Source organism: Acidovorax sp. GW460-11-11-14-LB4 (genome assembly GCF_059423685.1).
The window spans coordinates 67,556-84,746 of sequence record NZ_JBWKYJ010000011.1 but is presented as its reverse complement, the minus strand read 5'-3'; the positions used below and the strand labels follow the sequence as shown (position 1 = coordinate 84,746).

Here is a 17,191-nt window from a genome sequence, read left to right as displayed (position 1 = left end):
GCTCAACGGCTCGGATTCGGTCTTCGTAGGAATACATGAACTACCTTCTAGTAGTCCAAGTTTTCGTCCGCACCCCCACCGTGCCGATTGAATTTTGAGCCAGGGCTAATGGCCAACCTGTGAAGGTCGGCTGTGGATAAGTGTAGTGCCTTGGGTCGGTTTTGGTCTCCTTGGTGATCGAGCTCGGTGGTCGTCCGTTGAGGGTAAGCCGCGCAGGGCGAAGCCCGTAGCGGCTTGCCCTTGAGCCGCTCAGAACGGCTCAGCCTTCTTGGCCTGTTCGCGTGCCTTGATGCGTTTCTTGGCCACGGCTGTGCTGTGCATGAACCTGTGGGACTCGTTGCCCGTCTCGACGATGTGGCAGTGGTGCGTGAGTCGATCCAGCAGTGCCGTGGTCATCTTGGCATCGCCGAACACGCTGGACCATTCCTTGAAGTCCAGGTTGGTGGTGATCATCACGCTGGTCTGCTCGTAGAGCTTGCTCAGCAGGTGGAACAGCAAGGCGCCGCCTGCCTGGCTGAAGGGCAGGTAGCCCAGCTCATCAAGGATGACCAGGTCCATGCGCTGCAAGCTCGCTGCGATGCGGCCTGCCTTGCCTTGGGCCTTCTCCTGCTCCAGTGCGTTGACCAGGTCCACCGTGGAGTAAAACCGCACGCGTGAGCCATGGCGCGTGATGCCCGCCACGCCGATGGCCGTGGCCAGATGCGTCTTGCCCGTGCCGGGGCCACCCACCAGCACCACGTTGTGCGCCTGCTCGGTGAACGCCATGCTGGCCAACTGCTCGATGAGCTTTTTGTCCACGGGCGAGCATTCGAAGTCGAAGCCCGCCAGGTCGCGGTGCACGGGGAACTTCGCCGTGTGCATCTGGTAGCTCACTGAGCGCATGGCTCTGTCCGTGACTTCCGCTTGCAGCAGGTGCTCCAGCAGCCAGCGCGAGCTCTCCAGCGTGGCGTGGCCGCCTTGCTTGACCAGGTCCTCCCAGGCCCCGGCCATGCCGTACAGGCGCAGCTCTTTGAACTCCTTGTCCAGCTCACGCATGATCGGCCTCCTGCATGTCGCTGCCAGCGCGCAGGCTGTCATAGCGCGCCGTGTCGGCCAGGGGTGTCTGGCTCACTTGCAGGTTGGTCGCAACCGTCTCGGGCAGGGGCTGCGCTTGCAGGCGGCCGAGCACGTTGATGACGTGCTCGGTGCTCACCCGCCCCGATGGCGGCGCACTCTCCAGGGCCAACTCCACCGCCACCAGCACGGCGTCCAGCCCTTGCTTGGGCACCTCGGCCAGTACCTGCGCCATCACCCTGTCGCCCCCCTCCTGGTGCAGCAAGCCTTTGCGCATGCGCTGCAATGGCTCGGGCAGGTCTGCAAAGGGCGCGCCGTTGCGCAGCGCGCCCGGCTTGCGCTCGATCAGCGGCACGTAATGCTGCCAGTCGTAGCGGGTCTGGTTGCGATCGCTCAGGCGCTCGTGCGTGGCCACCATAGCATCGCCGGCCACCACCACGATCTGCGCCGGGTACAGGTGTGTGCTGACCATTTGCCCCGCCCATTCGCAGGGCACCGAGTAGCGGTTGCGCGCCACCGTCACCAGGCAGGTGCTGCTCACCTTGGCCGGGTTCTCAACATAGCCATCAAAGGCCACCGGCATCGGCATCAGGTGGCTTTGCTCCAGCTCCAGCATCTCGGCGATGCTGAACGCTTTGTGCTGCGGGTGGCGCAGCTCTCGCCACAGAGCCCGGCAGCGCTCGCCCAGCCACGCATTGAGCTCGGTAAAGCTGCCAAAGCGCCGTTGCCCCGCCTCCACCCAGATGCGACGGCGGCTGTCTTGCACATCCTTCTCCACGCGCCCCTTCTCCCAGCCGCTGGCACGGTTGCAAAAATCAGGGTCGAACAGATAGTGCGCGCACATGGCTGCAAAGCGCGCATTGACCACGCGGCCTTTGCCCTTCTTGACTTTGTCGACCGCCGTCTTCATGTTGTCGTAGATGCCACGGCGTGCCACGCCACCCAGCGCTGCAAAGCTGCGGGTGTGCGCATCGAACAGCATCTCGTGGCCTTGGCTGGGGTAGGCCACCAGCCAGAAGGCCCCACTGGCACACAGCTTCATGTGCGAGACCTGCATGCGGTAGTACACCCCGCCCACCAGCAAGCCGTCTTCGCTCCAGTCGAACTGGAAGGCCTCGCCAAGCTCGAAAGTCAATGGCACGAAGGCCTTGCAGGCCGCCTGTTGGCCTTCACCTTGGCGCCACTTGCGGATGAAGTCCGTCACCCGCGTGTAGCCACCTTCGTAGCCCGCTGCCTTGATCTGCGTGAACAAGGCCTTGGCCGTGCGCCGCTCCTTCTTGGGCCGCTTGGCATCGGCCTTCAAGGCTTGCTTGAGCTCCGCCTCGTGCGCCGACAGCTTGGTCGCCTTCGCCGCCTCCCGGCGGTACTTGGGCTCGACCGGCTGCGCCTCGTCCAGCCACTTGGCCACCGTGTTGCGCGACAGGCCCGTGGCCCTCGATATCTCCCGCTTCGTCTTCTTGTCCCGGCGGTGCATCCGCCGTATCTTGCCAATCATGTCCATGGTGATCACCCTCTTCATTCCCTTGCTGCACAAAACAGCAGGGTAGGTAAAACACCTGGCTCAGTTTTAGGTCGGCATCACACCAAAAAGTGGCTCAGTTTTCGGTCGGCGTCAACAGTCTCCAGGGCAAAGGGTGGGCGGCCGTTCTTGCCCTCGGGGTAGTACGGGGCAATGACATCGATCAATGCAGCCCAGGGAACCACCCGATCCATCTGGACCAGCAGTTCCTGTTTGCGGGTCTTCTTGGTGCTCAGATTCAGGTCAAGGCTGCTTTGCTTCATGGCCTGTGAGGATGCCATTGCATGCTGACATGTACCAAACACTGCGGGGGGTTTTGCAGGATTTCCCTAGATGCTTGTTTACGACTTTAATTGCGTGTTTACGACTTTAATTACCCAGAATACCGACGATGGGCCGCTATCTCCTGCGCAGATATCGGTGCTTCAGGCAGTGGCCAATGAGGATCTGCCGAAGGGGGCAGTTGTTCGCATAAGCAGTCTTTTTGCTGGAGGATGACATGCCGAAAAAGCACACCACCAACCCTTTGCTGATAGCCCGCGTCGGCTGGAGCAATGGCTCCCAGACGGTAGTGTTGCCGCCCGGATTCAGGTTTGCCGATTCCGTCCGTGAGGTGTTCATCCGCCGCGATGGCGAGAGGCTGGTGTTGACCCCGCGTCCAACCGATTGGTCTGACTTCTTTGCTTCGGGGGTGAAGACCTCGGCCGACTTCATGGCGGTGCGCGAACGCTTGCCAAATTCAGGAACGTGTGGTTTGACGTCCAGCCTGTTGAGCCCGAGGTAGTGCGTGGATTCACGACTCCTTGTCGTTCATGCGTCCGTCCGAACCGCTTCCGGTGACAGGTACCCTTGGGGCTTTATCTACAGGCTGCAGAGCTATCTTTACGACCCACAGTGCATGAGTCAAATTTGTAGAAAATTCCCACAATCGAAAAATAATTGTTGAAATCTAATTTTTATACATGAAAAAGTCCATAACTTTAGTCAATTAAGGAAAACAAAGCGGTCCGTTCGACAAGTCACTCCACCGTGACGCTCTTGGCCAAATTTCTGGGCTTATCCACATCCGTCCCCCGCGCGCAGGCCGTGTGGTACGCCAGCAGCTGTAGCGGCACCACATGCAGTAGCGGGCTCAAGGGGCCGTAGTGCTCGGGCATGCGGATGACGTGGATGCCCTCGCTGCTCTCGATGCGGGTGTCGGCATCAGCCAGCACGTACAGCACACCCGCGCGCGCACGGACTTCCTGCATGTTGCTCTTGAGCTTTTCGAGCAGGGTGTCGTTGGGTGCTACGGTGACCACGGGCATGGCGCTGGTCACCAGGGCCAGGGGGCCGTGCTTGAGTTCGCCGGCCGGGTAGGCCTCGGCGTGGATGTAGCTAATTTCCTTGAGCTTCAGGGCACCTTCGAGGGCGATGGGGTAGTGCAGCCCCCGGCCCAAAAAGAGCGCGTTTTCCATGCGCGCAAAGTCTTCGGCCCAGCTGATGATTTGTGGCTCCAGCGCCAGCACGGCCTGCAGGGCCACAGGCAGGTGGCGCATGGCCTTGAGGTGCGCAGCTTCCTGCTCGTCGTTCAAACGCCCCTTGGATTGGGCCAGCGCCAGCGTCAGCAAGAACAGGCCTGCCAGCTGGGTGGTGAAAGCCTTGGTGCTGGCCACGCCGATCTCGACCCCGGCGCGCGTGATGTAGGCCAGCTTGCATTCGCGCACCATGGCGCTGGTGGCGACGTTGCAGATGGTGAGCGTGTGCTGCATGCCCAACGACTGCGCGTGGCGCAGGGCGGCCAGCGTGTCGGCGGTTTCGCCGCTTTGGCTGATGGTGACAACGAGGGTGCGCGGGTTGGGCACGCTGGTGCGGTAGCGGTATTCACTGGCCACTTCCACTTGCGTGGGGATGCCAGCAATGTCTTCCAGCCAGTATTTGGCGGTGCAGCCGCTGTAGTAGCTCGTACCGCAGGCCAGGATCAACACGTTGTCGATCTCCTTGAACACACGCCAGGCGGCCGCGCCGGGCTGGCCATGCTGGCCTGCGCCGTCGAACAGCTCGGGCACGATGCCGGCCAGGCCTTCCAGCGTGTCGGCGATGGCGCGCGGCTGCTCGAAGATTTCCTTTTGCATGTAGTGGCGATAAGGCCCCAGCTCGGCCGCGCCACTGTGGGCGAGCACGGTGCGCACTGGGCGCTGCTCGGTGGTCAGCGCGTTGCCGTTCTTGCCTACGATCCAGTAGCGGCCCAGCTGCAGGTCCACCAGGTCGCCCTCTTCCAGATAGATGATCTGGTCGGTGACGCCTGCCAGGGCCATGGCGTCGCTGGCCAGAAAGTGCTCGCGCGACGCAGATGCGCCAGCGGTGGCGTCTTTGCCCACCCCCAGGATCAATGGGGACCCGGCGCGTGCCCCCACCACGCGGTGGGGTTCGTCCTTGTGCATGACGGCGATGGCGTAGGCGCCGTGCAGTTCGGCCACGGTGGCCTGCACGGCTTCGAACAGGTCGCCGCTGTAATGGCTGTCCACCAGATGGGCGATGACCTCCGTGTCGGTCTGGCTCGCAAACACATAGCCGCGTGCCTGCAGTGCCTTGCGCAGTTCTTCGTGGTTTTCAATGATGCCGTTGTGCACCAGCGCCACGCGACCTGCGCCTTGGACCTGCGCGTCTGCGCCCGTGCCGTGGCTGAAATGCGGATGGGCGTTGTGCACGGCGGGCGCGCCGTGCGTGGCCCAGCGGGTGTGGGCGATGCCAGTGGCGCCGTCGATGTGCTCGGTGCTCACTTGCTCCAGCAGCTCGGCCACGCGGGCGGTGCTGCGGGCGCGCTGCAGGCCGGCAGGGCGCGTGGCGTCGAGGCTGGACGCATGCACGGCCACGCCGCAGGAGTCATAGCCCCGGTATTCAAGCCGCTGCAGGCCCTGCACGAGGATGGGAACGATGTTGCGCGTGGAGACTGCGCCGACGATGCCGCACATGGTGGTTGCCCTTGGGTTGGATTCGATGGGGCGATCGTAGGCAGCAAAGAGAAAAATTATTCATTGATATTTGCACAAAAATGAACTTAAATTTCACAAATTCATACCGGTGAAATTTTCATTCATTTTTTTATCAATTAATGGAATCTATATCTCTCGATGCGATCGATCTCCAGCTGCTCAACCTGCTGCAAACCGATGCCGCACAAAGCAACCAGGCCCTGGCCGAACAGGTGCATGTGTCCCCGCCCACCTGCCTGCGCCGGGTCAAGCGCCTGCATGATGTGGGGCTGATCGAGCGGCAAGTGGCCATCCTGCAGCCCGACCGGCTGGCAACGCTGCAGGGCCATGGGCTGGGGTGCATCGTGGAGGTGTCGCTGGACCGCCAGGGCACAGAACAACTCGACGCGTTCGAAGCCCGCGCCGTGCAGGAGGCCGCGGTGCAGCAGTGCTGGCGCGTGTCGCCGGGGCCCGACTTTGTGCTGGTGGTGCACACGCGGGACATGCCGGGCTACCTGGCGCTGTCACAGCGGCTGTTCACGGGTGACGCCAACGTGCGCAATGTGAAGGCGTTCTTCGCGACCCGGCGGGCCAAATTTGAGACAAAAGTACCGGTAGCGCTAGATTGATATGCCTTAGCCGCTATCAATTTGTTAGCAAACTCACCTGAATGCTCACCGGCGCCCTCTCACCACCTCGCCCCGCAGCCCCGCCCCTGACAGGCCCGGCAGCGCATCCCACAACCCAGCAACGTCATCCATGCGACTGATGGGAATGGACCACGGTCATTTCTTGCTGGTATCGCCTGACCGGGCGTTGTAAGCTCCCCCGCACTTTCAACCTACCTGGCCGGTGGATGCCCGCGTGGCAGCACCGCCCTTCTCCTGCACCCCATGCCGACGCCCCGCCGCCAGATGCCACGCCGCATCTACCCCTTGCGCATCCTGGGCATGGGGCTGGGCGGGATGGTGGTGGCGACGGTGCTGTGGGAGCGCCAGGCATCCCCCCTGGCCTGGACGGCGCTGTTGCTGGCCACGCTGGTGTGGCCGCATGTGGCCTACCTGCTCACCCGCCGCGCCACCGACCCCTATGCCGCCGAGGTGCGCAACCTGCTCATCGACTCGGCGCTGGTCGCTGCGCTGGTTCCGCTGATGCACTTCAACCTGCTGCCCAGCGTGATGTTGCTCACCCTCACCATGGTGGACAAGATCACGACCGGCATCCGGGGGCTGTGGGCGCGCGCCCTGTGGGTGATGCTGGCGGCCGGCGCCGCCAGCACAGTGGTCATGGGCCTGCACTGGGCGCCCGAGACCTCCATGAGCGTGATGGTGGCCTGCCTGCCGGTGATGTCGCTGCACACGCTGTCGGTCAGCGTGGTCAGCTACCAGCTCATCCGGCAGTCTGCGCGCCAGAACCAGATGCTGGACGAGCTGCGCCGTGTGGACGCGCTGACCGGCCTGTTCGGGCGCGGCCACTGGCAAGAGCAGGCAGAGGCCGCACTGCGCCGCCACCACACCACCGACGAGCCCGCCTGCATGCTGATGCTGGACATCGACCATTTCAAGGAGATCAACGACGCCTACGGCCACACCGTGGGCGACGAGGTGATCCGCGCGCTGGCCCATGTGGTGCGGGGCAACGTGCGCGCAGGCGACTGCGCGGGGCGCTACGGCGGGGACGAGTTCGCCATCGTGCTGCCCGGCATGCAGGCCCGGGACGCCCTGGCCATTGCCCAGCGCATCCGCGAGCAGACCGAAGGCGTGCGCCTGCGCAGCCTGCCCGAATTGCGCATCACCAGCAGCATCGGCGTGGCCCCGGCCGACCACCGCCACAGCAGCCTGCGTGCGTGGATCGACGCGGCGGATGCGGCGCTGTACGTCGCCAAGAACGGCGGACGCAATCAGGTGGCGGGATGCATGGAGCCAGCGCTGGTGCCGGCGGTGTAGCCACCAGCACTGCGTGCAGGTTCAGGACTCGTCGGCGGCAACTGCGGGACTCACCGGCCACTGCACCCGCACCGTGCAACCGCCCCCCAGCACCGCCGTCACACTGATCTGTGCGCCGTGGCGCTGCGCAATGGCACGGCACAGCGCGAGCCCTGTGCCCACGCCCTCGAACTCTGTCTCGCGGTGCAGGCGCTGGAACACGCCAAACAAGCTGCCCGCGCGCGCCAGGTCAAAGCCCACGCCGTTGTCCTGCACGGTGAAGGCGCACTGGCCTGCGGGTGCCGCGTCCGCCGACACCGTGATGCACGGGTGCGCCACGGAGCGCGTGAACTTGAGGGCGTTGCCCAGCAGTTGCACCAGCAGATCCTGCAGCAGCGTCGGGTCGGCCCACAGCGTGGGCAAATCGGCACCCACCCGCCATTCCACCGCGCGTCCGGCCTCGGCCGGGGCCAGTGTGGCGCGCGCCTGGGCAAAGGCATCGGTCAGCAGCACGGGCTGCAGGCGCAGCGGCGCACGGCTGGCACGCACCAGGGCGTGCAGGCCGTCGATCATGAGCCCCATGCGCCGAGCCGAGTGGTCCATGGTGGCGAGGAAGCCCAGGGCCTCTTGCACCTCAGCACCCTGCACCACCTCGGGCGGCAGGTCGCCCAACACCTCTCGCACCAGCGTTCCGTAAGACGTCACATGCCGCAGCGGCGCGCGCAGGTCGTGCGACACGGCGCGCAAGAACTCCTCTTGCGCAGCCGCCATATCGGCCACCTGCTGCTGACTGCGGGCCAGTTCGGCTCGCAGCTGTTCGGGGGTCATGTCTGCACCAGCCACTTTCATGTCCTGCCGCAGGCCACAGAAGCGTGCACGGCACAACGAGGCGCCAACGCGCTACGCACGAAGACGGAGGCGCAGGCGAGGACAGCCAGCAAGGGCCGCCCCGCAGCAAAGGCTGTCGTCCCCCTGGAGGGGGAAGGCGCGAAGCGACTCAGGGGGGGCTTCATTTTTTCGGGCGGGACCAGTTGGCAATGCTGACTTGCTTGCCCCGCGCCACGCTCAGCGCGCCGGGCGCCGTGCTCTTGGTGATGGTGCTGCCGCCGCCCACCGTGCCGCCAGCGCCAATGGTCACAGGCGCCACCAGCACGCAGTTGCTGCCCACATGCACGTCGGCCTCGATCACCGTGCGGTGCTTGTTGGCGCCGTCGTAGTTGGCGGTGATGCTGCCCGCGCCGTAGTTCACGCGCTCGCCCACCGTGGCGTCGCCCAGGTAGGCCAGGTGGTTGGCCTTGGCGCCGTCGGCCAGCGTGCTGTTCTTCACTTCGACAAAGTTGCCGATGTGCACTTCGCGGCCCAGTTGGGCGCCGGGGCGCAGGCGGGCAAAGGGGCCGATCAGCGCGCCCTCGCCAACGGTGGCTCCAGCCTTTTCGCCGTCGATGTGGGTGTAGGGGTGGATCACCGCGCCTGCTGCGATGCGCGCATTGGCAATGCAGCAGTTCGCGCCAATGCTCACGCCCTCGCACAGCTCCACGCGGCCGGTGAAGACGCAGTTCACGTCGATCTCCACGTCCTGCCCGCAGACCAGCTCGCCGCGCACTCCGGTGCGGGTGTCGTCGCGCAGGTCAAAGCGGGCGGGGTCGGCCAGGCGCACGCCTTGCTCCATCAAGGCTCGGGCCTGGCGCAGCTGGTGGGCACGCTCCAGCTCGGCCAGTTGCAGCGGGCTGTTGACGCCCGCCACCTGCAGCGCGTCGGTGATGCGGTGGGCCACCACGGGCACACCATCGGCCACGGCCATGGCGACGATGTCGGTGAGGTAGTACTCGCCCTGGGCGTTGTGGTTGGTCAGCCGCGCCAGCCAGGGCGTGAGCAGCCGCGCGGGCACGGCCATGATGCCGCTGTAGACCTCGGTGATGGCGCGCTGGGCGTCGCTCGCATCCTTGTGTTCGACGATGCCTTGCACGGCATCCGATGTATTGCGCACGATGCGGCCATAACCGGTGGGGTCGGGCAGGGTCACCGTCAGCAGGGCCAGCTTGCCGCCTTCGCTGGCAGCCACCAGGGCACGCAGGGTGTCGGCTTGCGTCAGCGGCACATCGCCCGACAGAACCACGGCCGTGCCGTCGTCGCGCAGGTGCGGCACGGCCTGCTGCACGGCGTGGCCGGTGCCCAGCTGGGGCTCCTGGCGCACAAACTTCAGGTCAAAAGTGCCGGTAGCGCTATTCGTGCTTGCGGTAGCTGCTTCTACTTCTGTAGCACCATGGCCGGTGATGACGATGGCGCTGCGGGCCTGCAGGTGCGCGGCCTGGTCCAGCACGTGGTGCAGCAGCGGGCGCCCGGCCAGGCGCTGCAGCACTTTGGGGATGCGGCTTTTCATGCGCGTGCCTTTGCCGGCCGCCATGATGAGGATGTCGAGTGGGGTCATAAACAGATCGGTGTGGTGAGCGCGGCCAAGGCACGCTCGCGTGCATGGCGGGGATTATCGTGCTGCCATCCGCAGCGCACGCAGTGCTATTTATTTGATAGCTGCTAGCGCTTTCACTATAGGCGCCTTCGGCCCCTGGCATACGATTTTTGTCGCATGCACGAGCCAGCGCGGCCTACAGCAGCGGCATCAAGCGTGGCGGGGTGTCGTAATACTCAGCAATGCGCGCCAGCGCGCGGGTGTTGAGCAGGCGCAGCCGCCCGTTTTTCAGCTCGTGCAGGCCCAGCATGGACAGGCGCCGCAGCGTCTTGTTGGTGTGCACCAGCGACAGCCCGAGTGCGTCGGCAATGTGCTGCTGGTTGAGCGGGAACGCCACCGAGCCATCTTCCACCAGCCCGATACGGTCGAGCCGGCGGTACAGGTGCATCAGCAGCATGGCCACACGCTCGGTGGCGTTGCGGCGGCCGGCGGTGAGCAGGTTGTCGTCCACATGGCCCTCTTCGTGCGCCGACAGCCAGGTGATGTCGTAGCCTAGGCGCGGGTGCTCGCGAAACAGCGCCCACAGGCTGTCGTTCTGGAACACGCACAGCGAGCAGTCGGTCAGCGCCTCGATGCCGTGGGCCGACACATCGCCAAACTCCTGCTGCAGGCCTACCAAGTCGCCGGGCAGCAGGAAGTTGAGGATCTGGCGGCGCCCGTCGCTCAGCGTCTTGTAGCGAAACGCCCAGCCCGAATACAGCGTGAACAGCTTGGCGTTGGTCTGGTTCTCGCGCACCAGCGCGCCGCCCGCTTCCACGGCAAGGCTGTCGGTGCGAAAGCCTTCGATGAAATCCAGCACCTCCGGCTTCACGGCCGTGAAGGCCCCCGTTTTGCGCAAGCGGCATTGCTGGCAGGCGGGCGGACACGCATGGGGCGGCAGGGAGACGTTCATGGTGGCGCCATTCTAGGGACCCGGGCCGTGACCGCGAAGCTGTGCAGCCGCCCCGCAACGCCTGCCGCGCCTATGTCTTTTGACATTGCACCGCGCAGCCGGGGCTTCTACATTGGGCGCTACTTATGAAAATCAGCTCCGCCCTTTACGAAGTTCTCTACGTCAGCACGCTGGCGCCCGACCAGCCGACCGCCGTCGTGGCAGAGATTGCCGCGAAGGCGCGCCAGGTCAACGCCGAGCTGGACGTGACGGGCCTGCTGATCTTTGACGGCCAGCGCTTTTGCCAGCAGCTCGAAGGCCCGCAGAAGGCTGTGCTCAAGCTCATCGAACGCATCCGCAACGACCCGCGCCATGTGAACGTGGAGGTGGTGCACAACGGCCCGTTGGCGGGGCGGCGGTTTCAGCAGTTCAGCCTGGCGTTCAGCACGGTGGAAGACGCCGATGCGTTGGCCCGCATGGAGCGGCTCGATGGTGAAGCGGCACTGGCCGCGTTTGAAGCCATGCGCGGAGAACTCGTGATCTGAACAGGCGCCGCCCGGCGCCCTTTGCACACCGTGCGGCGCCTGGGTCCGCGTTGCCAGCCTCAAGCCGTGGGCAACCAGCGCCGCAGGATCAGCGTGGCATTCACGCCGCCAAAACCAAACCCGTTGAGCATGGCATGCGTGAGCGCCATCGGCCGGGGCTGCAGGGCCACCAGGTCCAGCCCCTCGGCCAATCCATCGGGCGTGTGCAGGTTCAGCGTGCCAGGCACCACCTGGTCGCGCAGCGCCAGGGTGGTGAAGATGGCGGCCACAGCGCCCGCCGCCCCCAGCAGGTGCCCGGTGGCCGACTTGGTCGAACTGATGGCCACCTGCGCACCCGCGCCGAACACCCTGCGAATGGCGGCCAGCTCGCCCCGGTCACCCACACCGGTGGACGTGGCGTGTGCGTTCAGATGCTGCACGTCCTGGGCCGTGAGCCCTGCCTGCGCCAGCGCGGCCCACATGCTGCGCGCGGCGCCGTCACCATCTTCGGGGCCGGAGGTGATGTGGTACGCGTCGGCCGACGTGCCGTAGCCCACCAGCTCGGCCAACGGCTGTGCGCCGCGCGCCAAGGCATGGTCCAGCGCCTCGATCACCAGCATGCCTGCGCCCTCGCCCATCACAAAGCCGTCGCGCTGCGCATCGAACGGGCGCGATGCCTGCTCAGGCATGTCGTTGAAGGCCGTACCCAAGGCCTTGGCCGCCGCAAAACCGCCCAGACTCACACGGTCGATAGCGGCCTCGCTGCCGCCGCACACGGCCACATCGGCCTCGCCGCTGCGGATCAGGCGTGCGGCATCGCCAATCGCCTGCACGCTGGCGGCGCACGCAGTGACCGGAGCCCCCAGCGGTCCCTTGAGCCCGTGGCGGATCGACACCTGCCCCGCCGCCAGATTGACCAGGAACGACGGCACCGTGAACGGCGACAGCCGCTGCGGCCCGCGCGTATCGGTGGTGCGCACGGCCTCGGCAATCGCACCAAAGCCGCCGATGCCCGAGGCGATCACCGTGGCCGTGCGCTCACGCGCCCGCTCGTCGGCCGGTGGCCAGCCCGCCTGCGCCAGCGCCTGCTGCGCCGCGCCCAGCGCAAAGGGGATGAAGCGGTCCATCTTGCGCTGGTCTTTGGACGAGACAATGGCGTCCACATCCCAGCCGCCCTCGGGGTCTTGCGCTATGCCGGGAACCTGCCCGGCGACCTTGGCGGCAATGCCTTCTGTCACCGCGTCCGGCAAGCGCGAGAGGCCGGAGCGCCCAGCCAGCAAGCGCTGCCACGCCAGTTCTACACCGCAGCCCAGCGGCGACACCAGGCCCATGCCTGTGACCACCACGCGGCGCATCAGGCCACCACCTCGTTGCTGCTCATACCACTCGCTTTTTTCATGAATTCACCTCGTCAGACAGTTGGGGCACAGAGGTTCTGCACCTTTATGATTGCAATCGTCATCATAAACTGCAAACCCATTTTTGCGTACGACCGCAATCAATAAGAGGCTTCCATGAAGGTTTCCAAAGCACAGGCCGCAGAAAACCGGCAGGGCATCCTGGACGCGGCGGCCCGCCTGTACCGCGAGCGGGGGCTGACCGGCGTAGGGGTGGCCGACATCACGCGGGATGCCGGGCTTACGCATGGCGGGCTGTACCGGCATTTCGCGTCCAAGGATGTGCTGGTGCAGGAGGCGTGCACCAAGGCGTTCGACTGGTCCATCCCCGTGCTGGACGGCGAGCGGCCCCACGCCACGGTGGGCGACCGCATCCAGCGCTACCTCTCACCTGAACACCGCGACGCGCCGGGCTCAGGCTGCCCCGTGGCCGCATTGGCGGTGGACGCCGCGCGGGCGGGCGGCGGGTTATCCGAAGTGTTTGCCCAGGGCATCGAGCGCAACATCCAGCGGTTTGCCCAGCTGCTGGCTGACGGCGCTGCCGATGCCGGCGGCGGCGCCACCCCATCGCTACAAGACCGCGCCCGCGCGATCCATGTGCTGGCCACCATGGTGGGGGGGATGGTGCTGGCCCGCGCCACGGCAGCGGCGCAACCCGCGTTGTCGAATGAGCTGATGGTGACGCTGCAGACGCAGCTGACGGACTGGCTGGACAACACATCCAGCCCCTCGAAGTAAAAAAGAACAGCCAGCGCTTGCGTCACAAACACTGGCCGTTCTTAACAAGTCACATCACCCGGGGCAAGACGCCCCTGGGATCATGTCAAGCGCAGCAGGCGTCGCCCCAGGCGGGCGCCCCATTGCCCACCGACGCACGGCGCCACCACGTGGCAGGGCGCGCATCGGCGGCATCGCCACGCACCCAGCGGTATTGCAGGCGGCGGCCGTTCAGGGGTTCGACCACCACCGCCTGGCCTGCCGCCACAGGCAGCGACTGACCAGCGCACAGAAACACGTCGCTGCCATCGCCCAGGCCCTGGCCCAGCGTGACCCAGGCCTGGCCTTCGGCAATGCGCAGGGTCATCGCGGCCTTGGGGGCCAGGGTGACGGCGGCGCCTGCGGCCACATGTCCCGTCTCACCGGCGGCAGCGCCCGTGGCGCGGGAAGATGCAAACACATGAAGAGCGTGAGAGGTTGTCATGGCTTTCTCCGGGTTAACCCTAATATGACCGTATGGTGCGCTGGTTGCAGAACAACGTCCAATGAAAAGCACGGCACCGATTGATGCTTTTCCTGCATGAGCTGTTCACACCGGCCTGCGCTGTAGCGGCGCTGCTATCCGAAGCAGAGCAAACCGGGCGAAGCCGACGGCAAACCGGCCGCCCGCGCCCGCCACACCCGCCAGCGCCGTGCCCAGGGCGCGTCCGCCTTGCCCTAGCGCCTTCCCCAGATCGCGCAGCGGCTGCACGACGCCACATTCCCAATCCCTGGCGGCTGTGCTGGCGGACTGCGCCAGAGCGGGGGCTGCCACGACGTCCCAGCGGAAAGCCACCGGCTCCGCGCAGCCGGAACCGGTCCAGGCTTCCATCACCACATGCTGCCCTGGCGCAACCGTCAGCTGTTGGCCGGGCTGCAGCACGTGGTCCACAGCGGCGCCCGGCATGTCCGCCAGAACGCCACGCAAGGTGACCCACGCCTGCCCCTGGGCGATCTGCAGCACGCCATGGGTGTCTGGGTGCAATGACAAGGCCTGGCCTGTGGCCAGCTTCCAGCAACCGGCCGCGCGACGGCCAGCCGTGGCGGCGTGGACGGATTGTTGCGATTCCAGAACGTTGCGGGGGGACATGACAAGCTCCTTGGCTTCAGTAAAACGTGTTGAGGAGCCTGGATAGTGCGCTTTACACCGTACACAGTCCAATGAAAACAAGGTACGCTATTCATTCCGTCAACGCATGAATCGCACTCAGGATCACTGCCATGACCTCTGCCGAATACTCTCCCGCCGTCTTGCGCACCCGGCCCGTGGCCACAGGGCACTGGCGCGCCTTTCTGACCGTGGCCAAACACCTGAACTTTCGCGCGGCCGCCGACGAGCTGGCCCTTACCCAGTCGGCCGTGAGCCGCCAGATCCAGGCGCTGGAAGAAGAGGTGGGCGTGCCCCTGTTCCTGCGCCACACACGCGCGGTGGAGCTGACCAGCGCGGGCGCACAGTTGCAGCGCGCCGTGGGCCCGGCGCTGGAGCGCATGGACGCCGCCGTGCGCCTGGTGCGCCAAACGGCGGGGCGCCGCAGCGTGGCCATCACCACCTGGGCCAGCTTTGCATCGATGTGGCTAATCCCGCGCATGGAGGAGTTCCAGCGCGACAACCCGGGCATCGACATCCGCATTGATGCGAGCGACGTGCAGGTGGACCTGGAAACCTCGGACGTGGACCTGGCCCTGCGCTATGCCATGCCGGCCGGGGCCACGCAGGGCGGCATCCGCCTGTTTGGCGAGCAACTGGCCGTGGTGGCAAGCCCCTGGCTGCTCAAGAGCGGCAAGCCGCTGCGCACCCCCGCCGATGTGGCGCAGTTCACCCTGATCGAGGCGGGCGACGCCCACCGCACGCACTACCTGGAGTACCTGAGCTGGCGCCGCTGGTTCGACACCCGCGACCTGACCAAGCTACAGCCCCAGCGCTGGCTGTACTTCAACTACGCCCACCAGATCGTGCAGGCCGCGCTGGCCGGCCAGGGCCTGGCGCTGGCACGCATGCCACTGATTGCCGATGCCCTGGCCTCGGGCGACCTGGTGGAGGTGCTGCCCGGCCACCGCATCGACTCGCCCCTGGCCTACTGGCTTATGGTGGGGCCGCGCAGCGCGCAACGGCCGGAGATCAAGGCCTTCTGCGCCTGGTTGCAGGTGCAGGCCGAGGCCACCCGCCAGGCAATTGGCGATGTGCCCGATCCGGACCTGAACGACAACCTGGACGGGTCATGAAAAAAGCGCTGGGCCCTGCGGCCTCAGCGCTTTCATTTTGATAGCTATCAGCGCTTATTCTTCTAGCGCTTGCGGCTGTTTTGACCCCCAAATCAGGCCAAAGTCACCCGTGCAAACTTGCGCTTGCCCACCTGCACCACGTAGGTGCCGGCGTCCAGCTTCAGGCCCTTGTCACTGACCACGCTGCCTTCCACGCGCACGCCGCCGCCGTCGATCAGGCGGTTGGCCTCGCTGGTCGAGGGGGCCAGGTTGGCCTGCTTGAGCAGCGCACCGATGCCCAACGGCGCGCCAGACACGCTCACCTCGGGGATCTCATCCGGCACGCCGCCCTTGCTGCGGTTGATGAAGTCCTGCTCGGCCGCATCGGCGGCAGCCGCGCTGTGGAAGCGCGTGGTGATCTCCTTGGCCAGCATCACCTTGGCGTCCTTGGGGTTGCGCCCGCCAGCGATCTCCGCCTTGAGCGCGGCGATGTCGGCCAGGCTCTTGAACGACAGCAGCGTGTACCAGTCCCACATCAGGGTGTCGCTGATCGACAGCACCTTGGCAAACATGGTGTTGGCGTCCTCGGCAATGCCGATGTAGTTGTTCTTGGACTTGGACATCTTGTCCACGCCGTCCAGTCCCACCAGCAGCGGCATGGTGAGCACACACTGCGGCTCCTGGCCATATTCCTGCTGCAGGTGGCGGCCCATGAGCAGGTTGAACTTCTGGTCGGTGCCACCCAGCTCCAGGTCGCTCTTCAAGGCTACCGAGTCGTAGCCCTGCATCAGCGGGTACAGGAACTCATGCACCGAAATGGACTGGCCGGTGGTGAAGCGTTTGTGGAAGTCGTCGCGCTCCATCATGCGCGCCACGGTGTACTTGGCGGCCAGCTGGATCATCCCGGTGGCGCCCAGGGGTTCGCTCCATTCGCTGTTGTAGCGGATCTCGGTGCGGGCCGGGTCCAGCACCAGGCTGGCCTGCTTGTAGTAGGTCTCGGCATTCACTTTGATCTGCTCGGGCGTGAGCGGCGGGCGGGTGCTGTTGCGGCCCGAGGGGTCGCCGATCAGGCTGGTGAAGTCACCGATCAAAAAGATGACCTGGTGGCCCAGATCTTGCAGTTGCCGCATCTTGTTCAGCACCACTGTGTGGCCGATGTGGATGTCGGGGGCCGTGGGGTCCAGACCCAGCTTGATACGCAGCGGCTGGCCCGTGGCCTCCGAACGCGCCAGCTTCTTGACCCATTCGTCCTGTGGCAGCAGCTCTTGCACGCCGCGCAGCGAGATTTCGAGGGCTTGTCTTACACCATCAGAGACCGGGGTTGTTGTAACAGCAGATTGATTCATAAGGGTTTTTTGGGATGTCTAGACAGCATGCACCGCTATACTTCAGCCCACATTGCAGAGGCGGATTCTAGTGGGCCCGCCGTTTCGACCTGTTTTTCATCAACCTGTCGAATGGCTGCAGCCTGACAGTCTGTGCTCCTGGCCCCGCCCCGCATTCACACCGGGGGTGTGCCACGG

The 17,191-nt window shown here is 65.4% G+C and carries 16 protein-coding genes and 1 pseudogene; 6 read left to right on the top strand and 11 right to left on the bottom strand.

Features of this window, described 5'->3' with window-relative positions:
- Nucleotides 1-249: 249 nt before the first annotated feature.
- From istB to AC07X4_RS06955, 3 genes and pseudogenes are all read right to left on the bottom strand, one after another.
- Nucleotides 250-1,035 (bottom strand): IS21-like element helper ATPase IstB, encoded by a 786-nt coding sequence (gene istB / locus AC07X4_RS06965; protein ID WP_024815605.1) that lies wholly within the window; start codon nucleotides 1,033-1,035, stop codon nucleotides 250-252.
- Nucleotides 1,028-2,554, bottom strand: a complete 1,527-nt coding sequence (istA, locus tag AC07X4_RS06960) for an IS21 family transposase (protein WP_056637686.1) — start codon at nucleotides 2,552-2,554, stop codon at nucleotides 1,028-1,030. Before istA ends, istB begins: the two co-directional genes overlap by 8 nt.
- Nucleotides 2,555-2,667: 113 nt before the next feature.
- Nucleotides 2,668-2,835 (bottom strand): annotated as a pseudogene (locus AC07X4_RS06955) (transposase); the annotation flags it as partial.
- 236 nt (nucleotides 2,836-3,071) lie between these two features.
- On the opposite strand from AC07X4_RS06955, the gene AC07X4_RS06950 reads away from it, so the two are divergent.
- Nucleotides 3,072-3,356: an antitoxin gene (locus AC07X4_RS06950; protein WP_056638830.1), complete on the top strand. Its 285-nt coding sequence runs from the start codon at nucleotides 3,072-3,074 to the stop codon at nucleotides 3,354-3,356.
- A gap of 235 nt (nucleotides 3,357-3,591) precedes the next feature.
- Here AC07X4_RS06950 and glmS read toward each other — a convergent pair whose 3' ends face one another.
- Complete coding sequence (gene glmS, locus AC07X4_RS06945) at nucleotides 3,592-5,526, bottom strand: glutamine--fructose-6-phosphate transaminase (isomerizing) (RefSeq protein WP_494739637.1); 1,935 nt, start codon at nucleotides 5,524-5,526, stop codon at nucleotides 3,592-3,594.
- Nucleotides 5,527-5,666: 140 nt separating this feature from the next.
- On the opposite strand from glmS, the gene AC07X4_RS06940 reads away from it, so the two are divergent.
- Both AC07X4_RS06940 and AC07X4_RS06935 read left to right on the top strand, forming a co-directional pair.
- A complete protein-coding gene (locus tag AC07X4_RS06940; protein ID WP_494739636.1) occupies nucleotides 5,667-6,155 on the top strand; it encodes an Lrp/AsnC family transcriptional regulator in 489 nt (162 codons plus the stop codon).
- 264 nt (nucleotides 6,156-6,419) lie between these two features.
- Nucleotides 6,420-7,472: a sensor domain-containing diguanylate cyclase gene (locus AC07X4_RS06935; protein WP_099729259.1), complete on the top strand. Its 1,053-nt coding sequence runs from the start codon at nucleotides 6,420-6,422 to the stop codon at nucleotides 7,470-7,472.
- A gap of 21 nt (nucleotides 7,473-7,493) precedes the next feature.
- On the opposite strand, the gene AC07X4_RS06930 is transcribed toward AC07X4_RS06935, so the two are convergent.
- The 3 genes from AC07X4_RS06930 to AC07X4_RS06920 form a co-directional block, all read right to left on the bottom strand.
- Nucleotides 7,494-8,279, bottom strand: coding sequence for a sensor histidine kinase (locus tag AC07X4_RS06930; protein ID WP_494739635.1), 786 nt, complete (start codon nucleotides 8,277-8,279; stop codon nucleotides 7,494-7,496).
- A gap of 181 nt (nucleotides 8,280-8,460) precedes the next feature.
- Nucleotides 8,461-9,879: a bifunctional UDP-N-acetylglucosamine diphosphorylase/glucosamine-1-phosphate N-acetyltransferase GlmU gene (glmU, locus tag AC07X4_RS06925; protein WP_494739634.1), complete on the bottom strand. Its 1,419-nt coding sequence runs from the start codon at nucleotides 9,877-9,879 to the stop codon at nucleotides 8,461-8,463.
- A 175-nt stretch (nucleotides 9,880-10,054) separates the two neighbouring features.
- Entirely contained in the window at nucleotides 10,055-10,810 is a 756-nt protein-coding gene (locus tag AC07X4_RS06920) for a Crp/Fnr family transcriptional regulator (protein WP_108497190.1), read from the bottom strand.
- Between the two features lie 125 nt (nucleotides 10,811-10,935).
- On the opposite strand from AC07X4_RS06920, the gene AC07X4_RS06915 reads away from it, so the two are divergent.
- On the top strand, nucleotides 10,936-11,334 hold the full coding sequence (locus tag AC07X4_RS06915) for a BLUF domain-containing protein (RefSeq protein WP_056743858.1): 399 nt from the start codon (nucleotides 10,936-10,938) through the stop codon (nucleotides 11,332-11,334).
- A 59-nt stretch (nucleotides 11,335-11,393) separates the two neighbouring features.
- On the opposite strand, the gene fabF is transcribed toward AC07X4_RS06915, so the two are convergent.
- Nucleotides 11,394-12,668 carry a beta-ketoacyl-ACP synthase II gene (gene fabF / locus AC07X4_RS06910; protein WP_494739633.1) on the bottom strand — a complete coding sequence of 425 codons (1,275 nt, stop codon included), beginning with the start codon at nucleotides 12,666-12,668 and terminating at the stop codon, nucleotides 11,394-11,396.
- A 159-nt stretch (nucleotides 12,669-12,827) separates the two neighbouring features.
- Between fabF and AC07X4_RS06905 the strand changes: the two genes are divergently transcribed.
- Nucleotides 12,828-13,448: a TetR/AcrR family transcriptional regulator gene (locus AC07X4_RS06905; RefSeq protein WP_494739632.1), complete on the top strand. Its 621-nt coding sequence runs from the start codon at nucleotides 12,828-12,830 to the stop codon at nucleotides 13,446-13,448.
- 85 nt (nucleotides 13,449-13,533) lie between these two features.
- On the opposite strand, the gene AC07X4_RS06900 is transcribed toward AC07X4_RS06905, so the two are convergent.
- A complete protein-coding gene (locus AC07X4_RS06900; RefSeq protein ID WP_494739631.1) occupies nucleotides 13,534-13,911 on the bottom strand; it encodes a DUF2917 domain-containing protein in 378 nt (125 codons plus the stop codon).
- Between the two features lie 105 nt (nucleotides 13,912-14,016).
- Nucleotides 14,017-14,556 carry a DUF2917 domain-containing protein gene (locus tag AC07X4_RS06895; RefSeq protein WP_494739630.1) on the bottom strand — a complete coding sequence of 180 codons (540 nt, stop codon included), beginning with the start codon at nucleotides 14,554-14,556 and terminating at the stop codon, nucleotides 14,017-14,019.
- Between the two features lie 131 nt (nucleotides 14,557-14,687).
- Here AC07X4_RS06895 and AC07X4_RS06890 point away from each other — a divergent pair, with 131 nt between their 5' ends.
- Nucleotides 14,688-15,689, top strand: a complete 1,002-nt coding sequence (locus AC07X4_RS06890; protein ID WP_494739629.1) for a LysR substrate-binding domain-containing protein — start codon at nucleotides 14,688-14,690, stop codon at nucleotides 15,687-15,689.
- Between the two features lie 92 nt (nucleotides 15,690-15,781).
- Here AC07X4_RS06890 and tyrS read toward each other — a convergent pair whose 3' ends face one another.
- A complete protein-coding gene (gene tyrS, locus AC07X4_RS06885) occupies nucleotides 15,782-17,014 on the bottom strand; it encodes a tyrosine--tRNA ligase (RefSeq protein ID WP_056743852.1) in 1,233 nt (410 codons plus the stop codon).
- Nucleotides 17,015-17,191: the final 177 nt, after the last annotated feature.

Coding starts and splice junctions, on each gene's coding strand:
- istB (WP_024815605.1), bottom strand. CDS start 1,035: ATGCGTGAGCTGGACAAGGAGTTCAAAGAGCTGCGCCTGTACGGCATG.
- istA (WP_056637686.1), bottom strand. CDS start 2,554: ATGGACATGATTGGCAAGATACGGCGGATGCACCGCCGGGACAAGAAG.
- AC07X4_RS06950 (WP_056638830.1), top strand. CDS start 3,072: ATGCCGAAAAAGCACACCACCAACCCTTTGCTGATAGCCCGCGTCGGC.
- glmS (WP_494739637.1), bottom strand. CDS start 5,526: ATGTGCGGCATCGTCGGCGCAGTCTCCACGCGCAACATCGTTCCCATC.
- AC07X4_RS06940 (WP_494739636.1), top strand. CDS start 5,667: ATGGAATCTATATCTCTCGATGCGATCGATCTCCAGCTGCTCAACCTG.
- AC07X4_RS06935 (WP_099729259.1), top strand. CDS start 6,420: ATGCCGACGCCCCGCCGCCAGATGCCACGCCGCATCTACCCCTTGCGC.
- AC07X4_RS06930 (WP_494739635.1), bottom strand. CDS start 8,279: ATGACCCCCGAACAGCTGCGAGCCGAACTGGCCCGCAGTCAGCAGCAG.
- glmU (WP_494739634.1), bottom strand. CDS start 9,879: ATGACCCCACTCGACATCCTCATCATGGCGGCCGGCAAAGGCACGCGC.
- AC07X4_RS06920 (WP_108497190.1), bottom strand. CDS start 10,810: ATGAACGTCTCCCTGCCGCCCCATGCGTGTCCGCCCGCCTGCCAGCAA.
- AC07X4_RS06915 (WP_056743858.1), top strand. CDS start 10,936: ATGAAAATCAGCTCCGCCCTTTACGAAGTTCTCTACGTCAGCACGCTG.
- fabF (WP_494739633.1), bottom strand. CDS start 12,668: ATGCGCCGCGTGGTGGTCACAGGCATGGGCCTGGTGTCGCCGCTGGGC.
- AC07X4_RS06905 (WP_494739632.1), top strand. CDS start 12,828: ATGAAGGTTTCCAAAGCACAGGCCGCAGAAAACCGGCAGGGCATCCTG.
- AC07X4_RS06900 (WP_494739631.1), bottom strand. CDS start 13,911: ATGACAACCTCTCACGCTCTTCATGTGTTTGCATCTTCCCGCGCCACG.
- AC07X4_RS06895 (WP_494739630.1), bottom strand. CDS start 14,556: ATGTCCCCCCGCAACGTTCTGGAATCGCAACAATCCGTCCACGCCGCC.
- AC07X4_RS06890 (WP_494739629.1), top strand. CDS start 14,688: ATGACCTCTGCCGAATACTCTCCCGCCGTCTTGCGCACCCGGCCCGTG.
- tyrS (WP_056743852.1), bottom strand. CDS start 17,014: ATGAATCAATCTGCTGTTACAACAACCCCGGTCTCTGATGGTGTAAGA.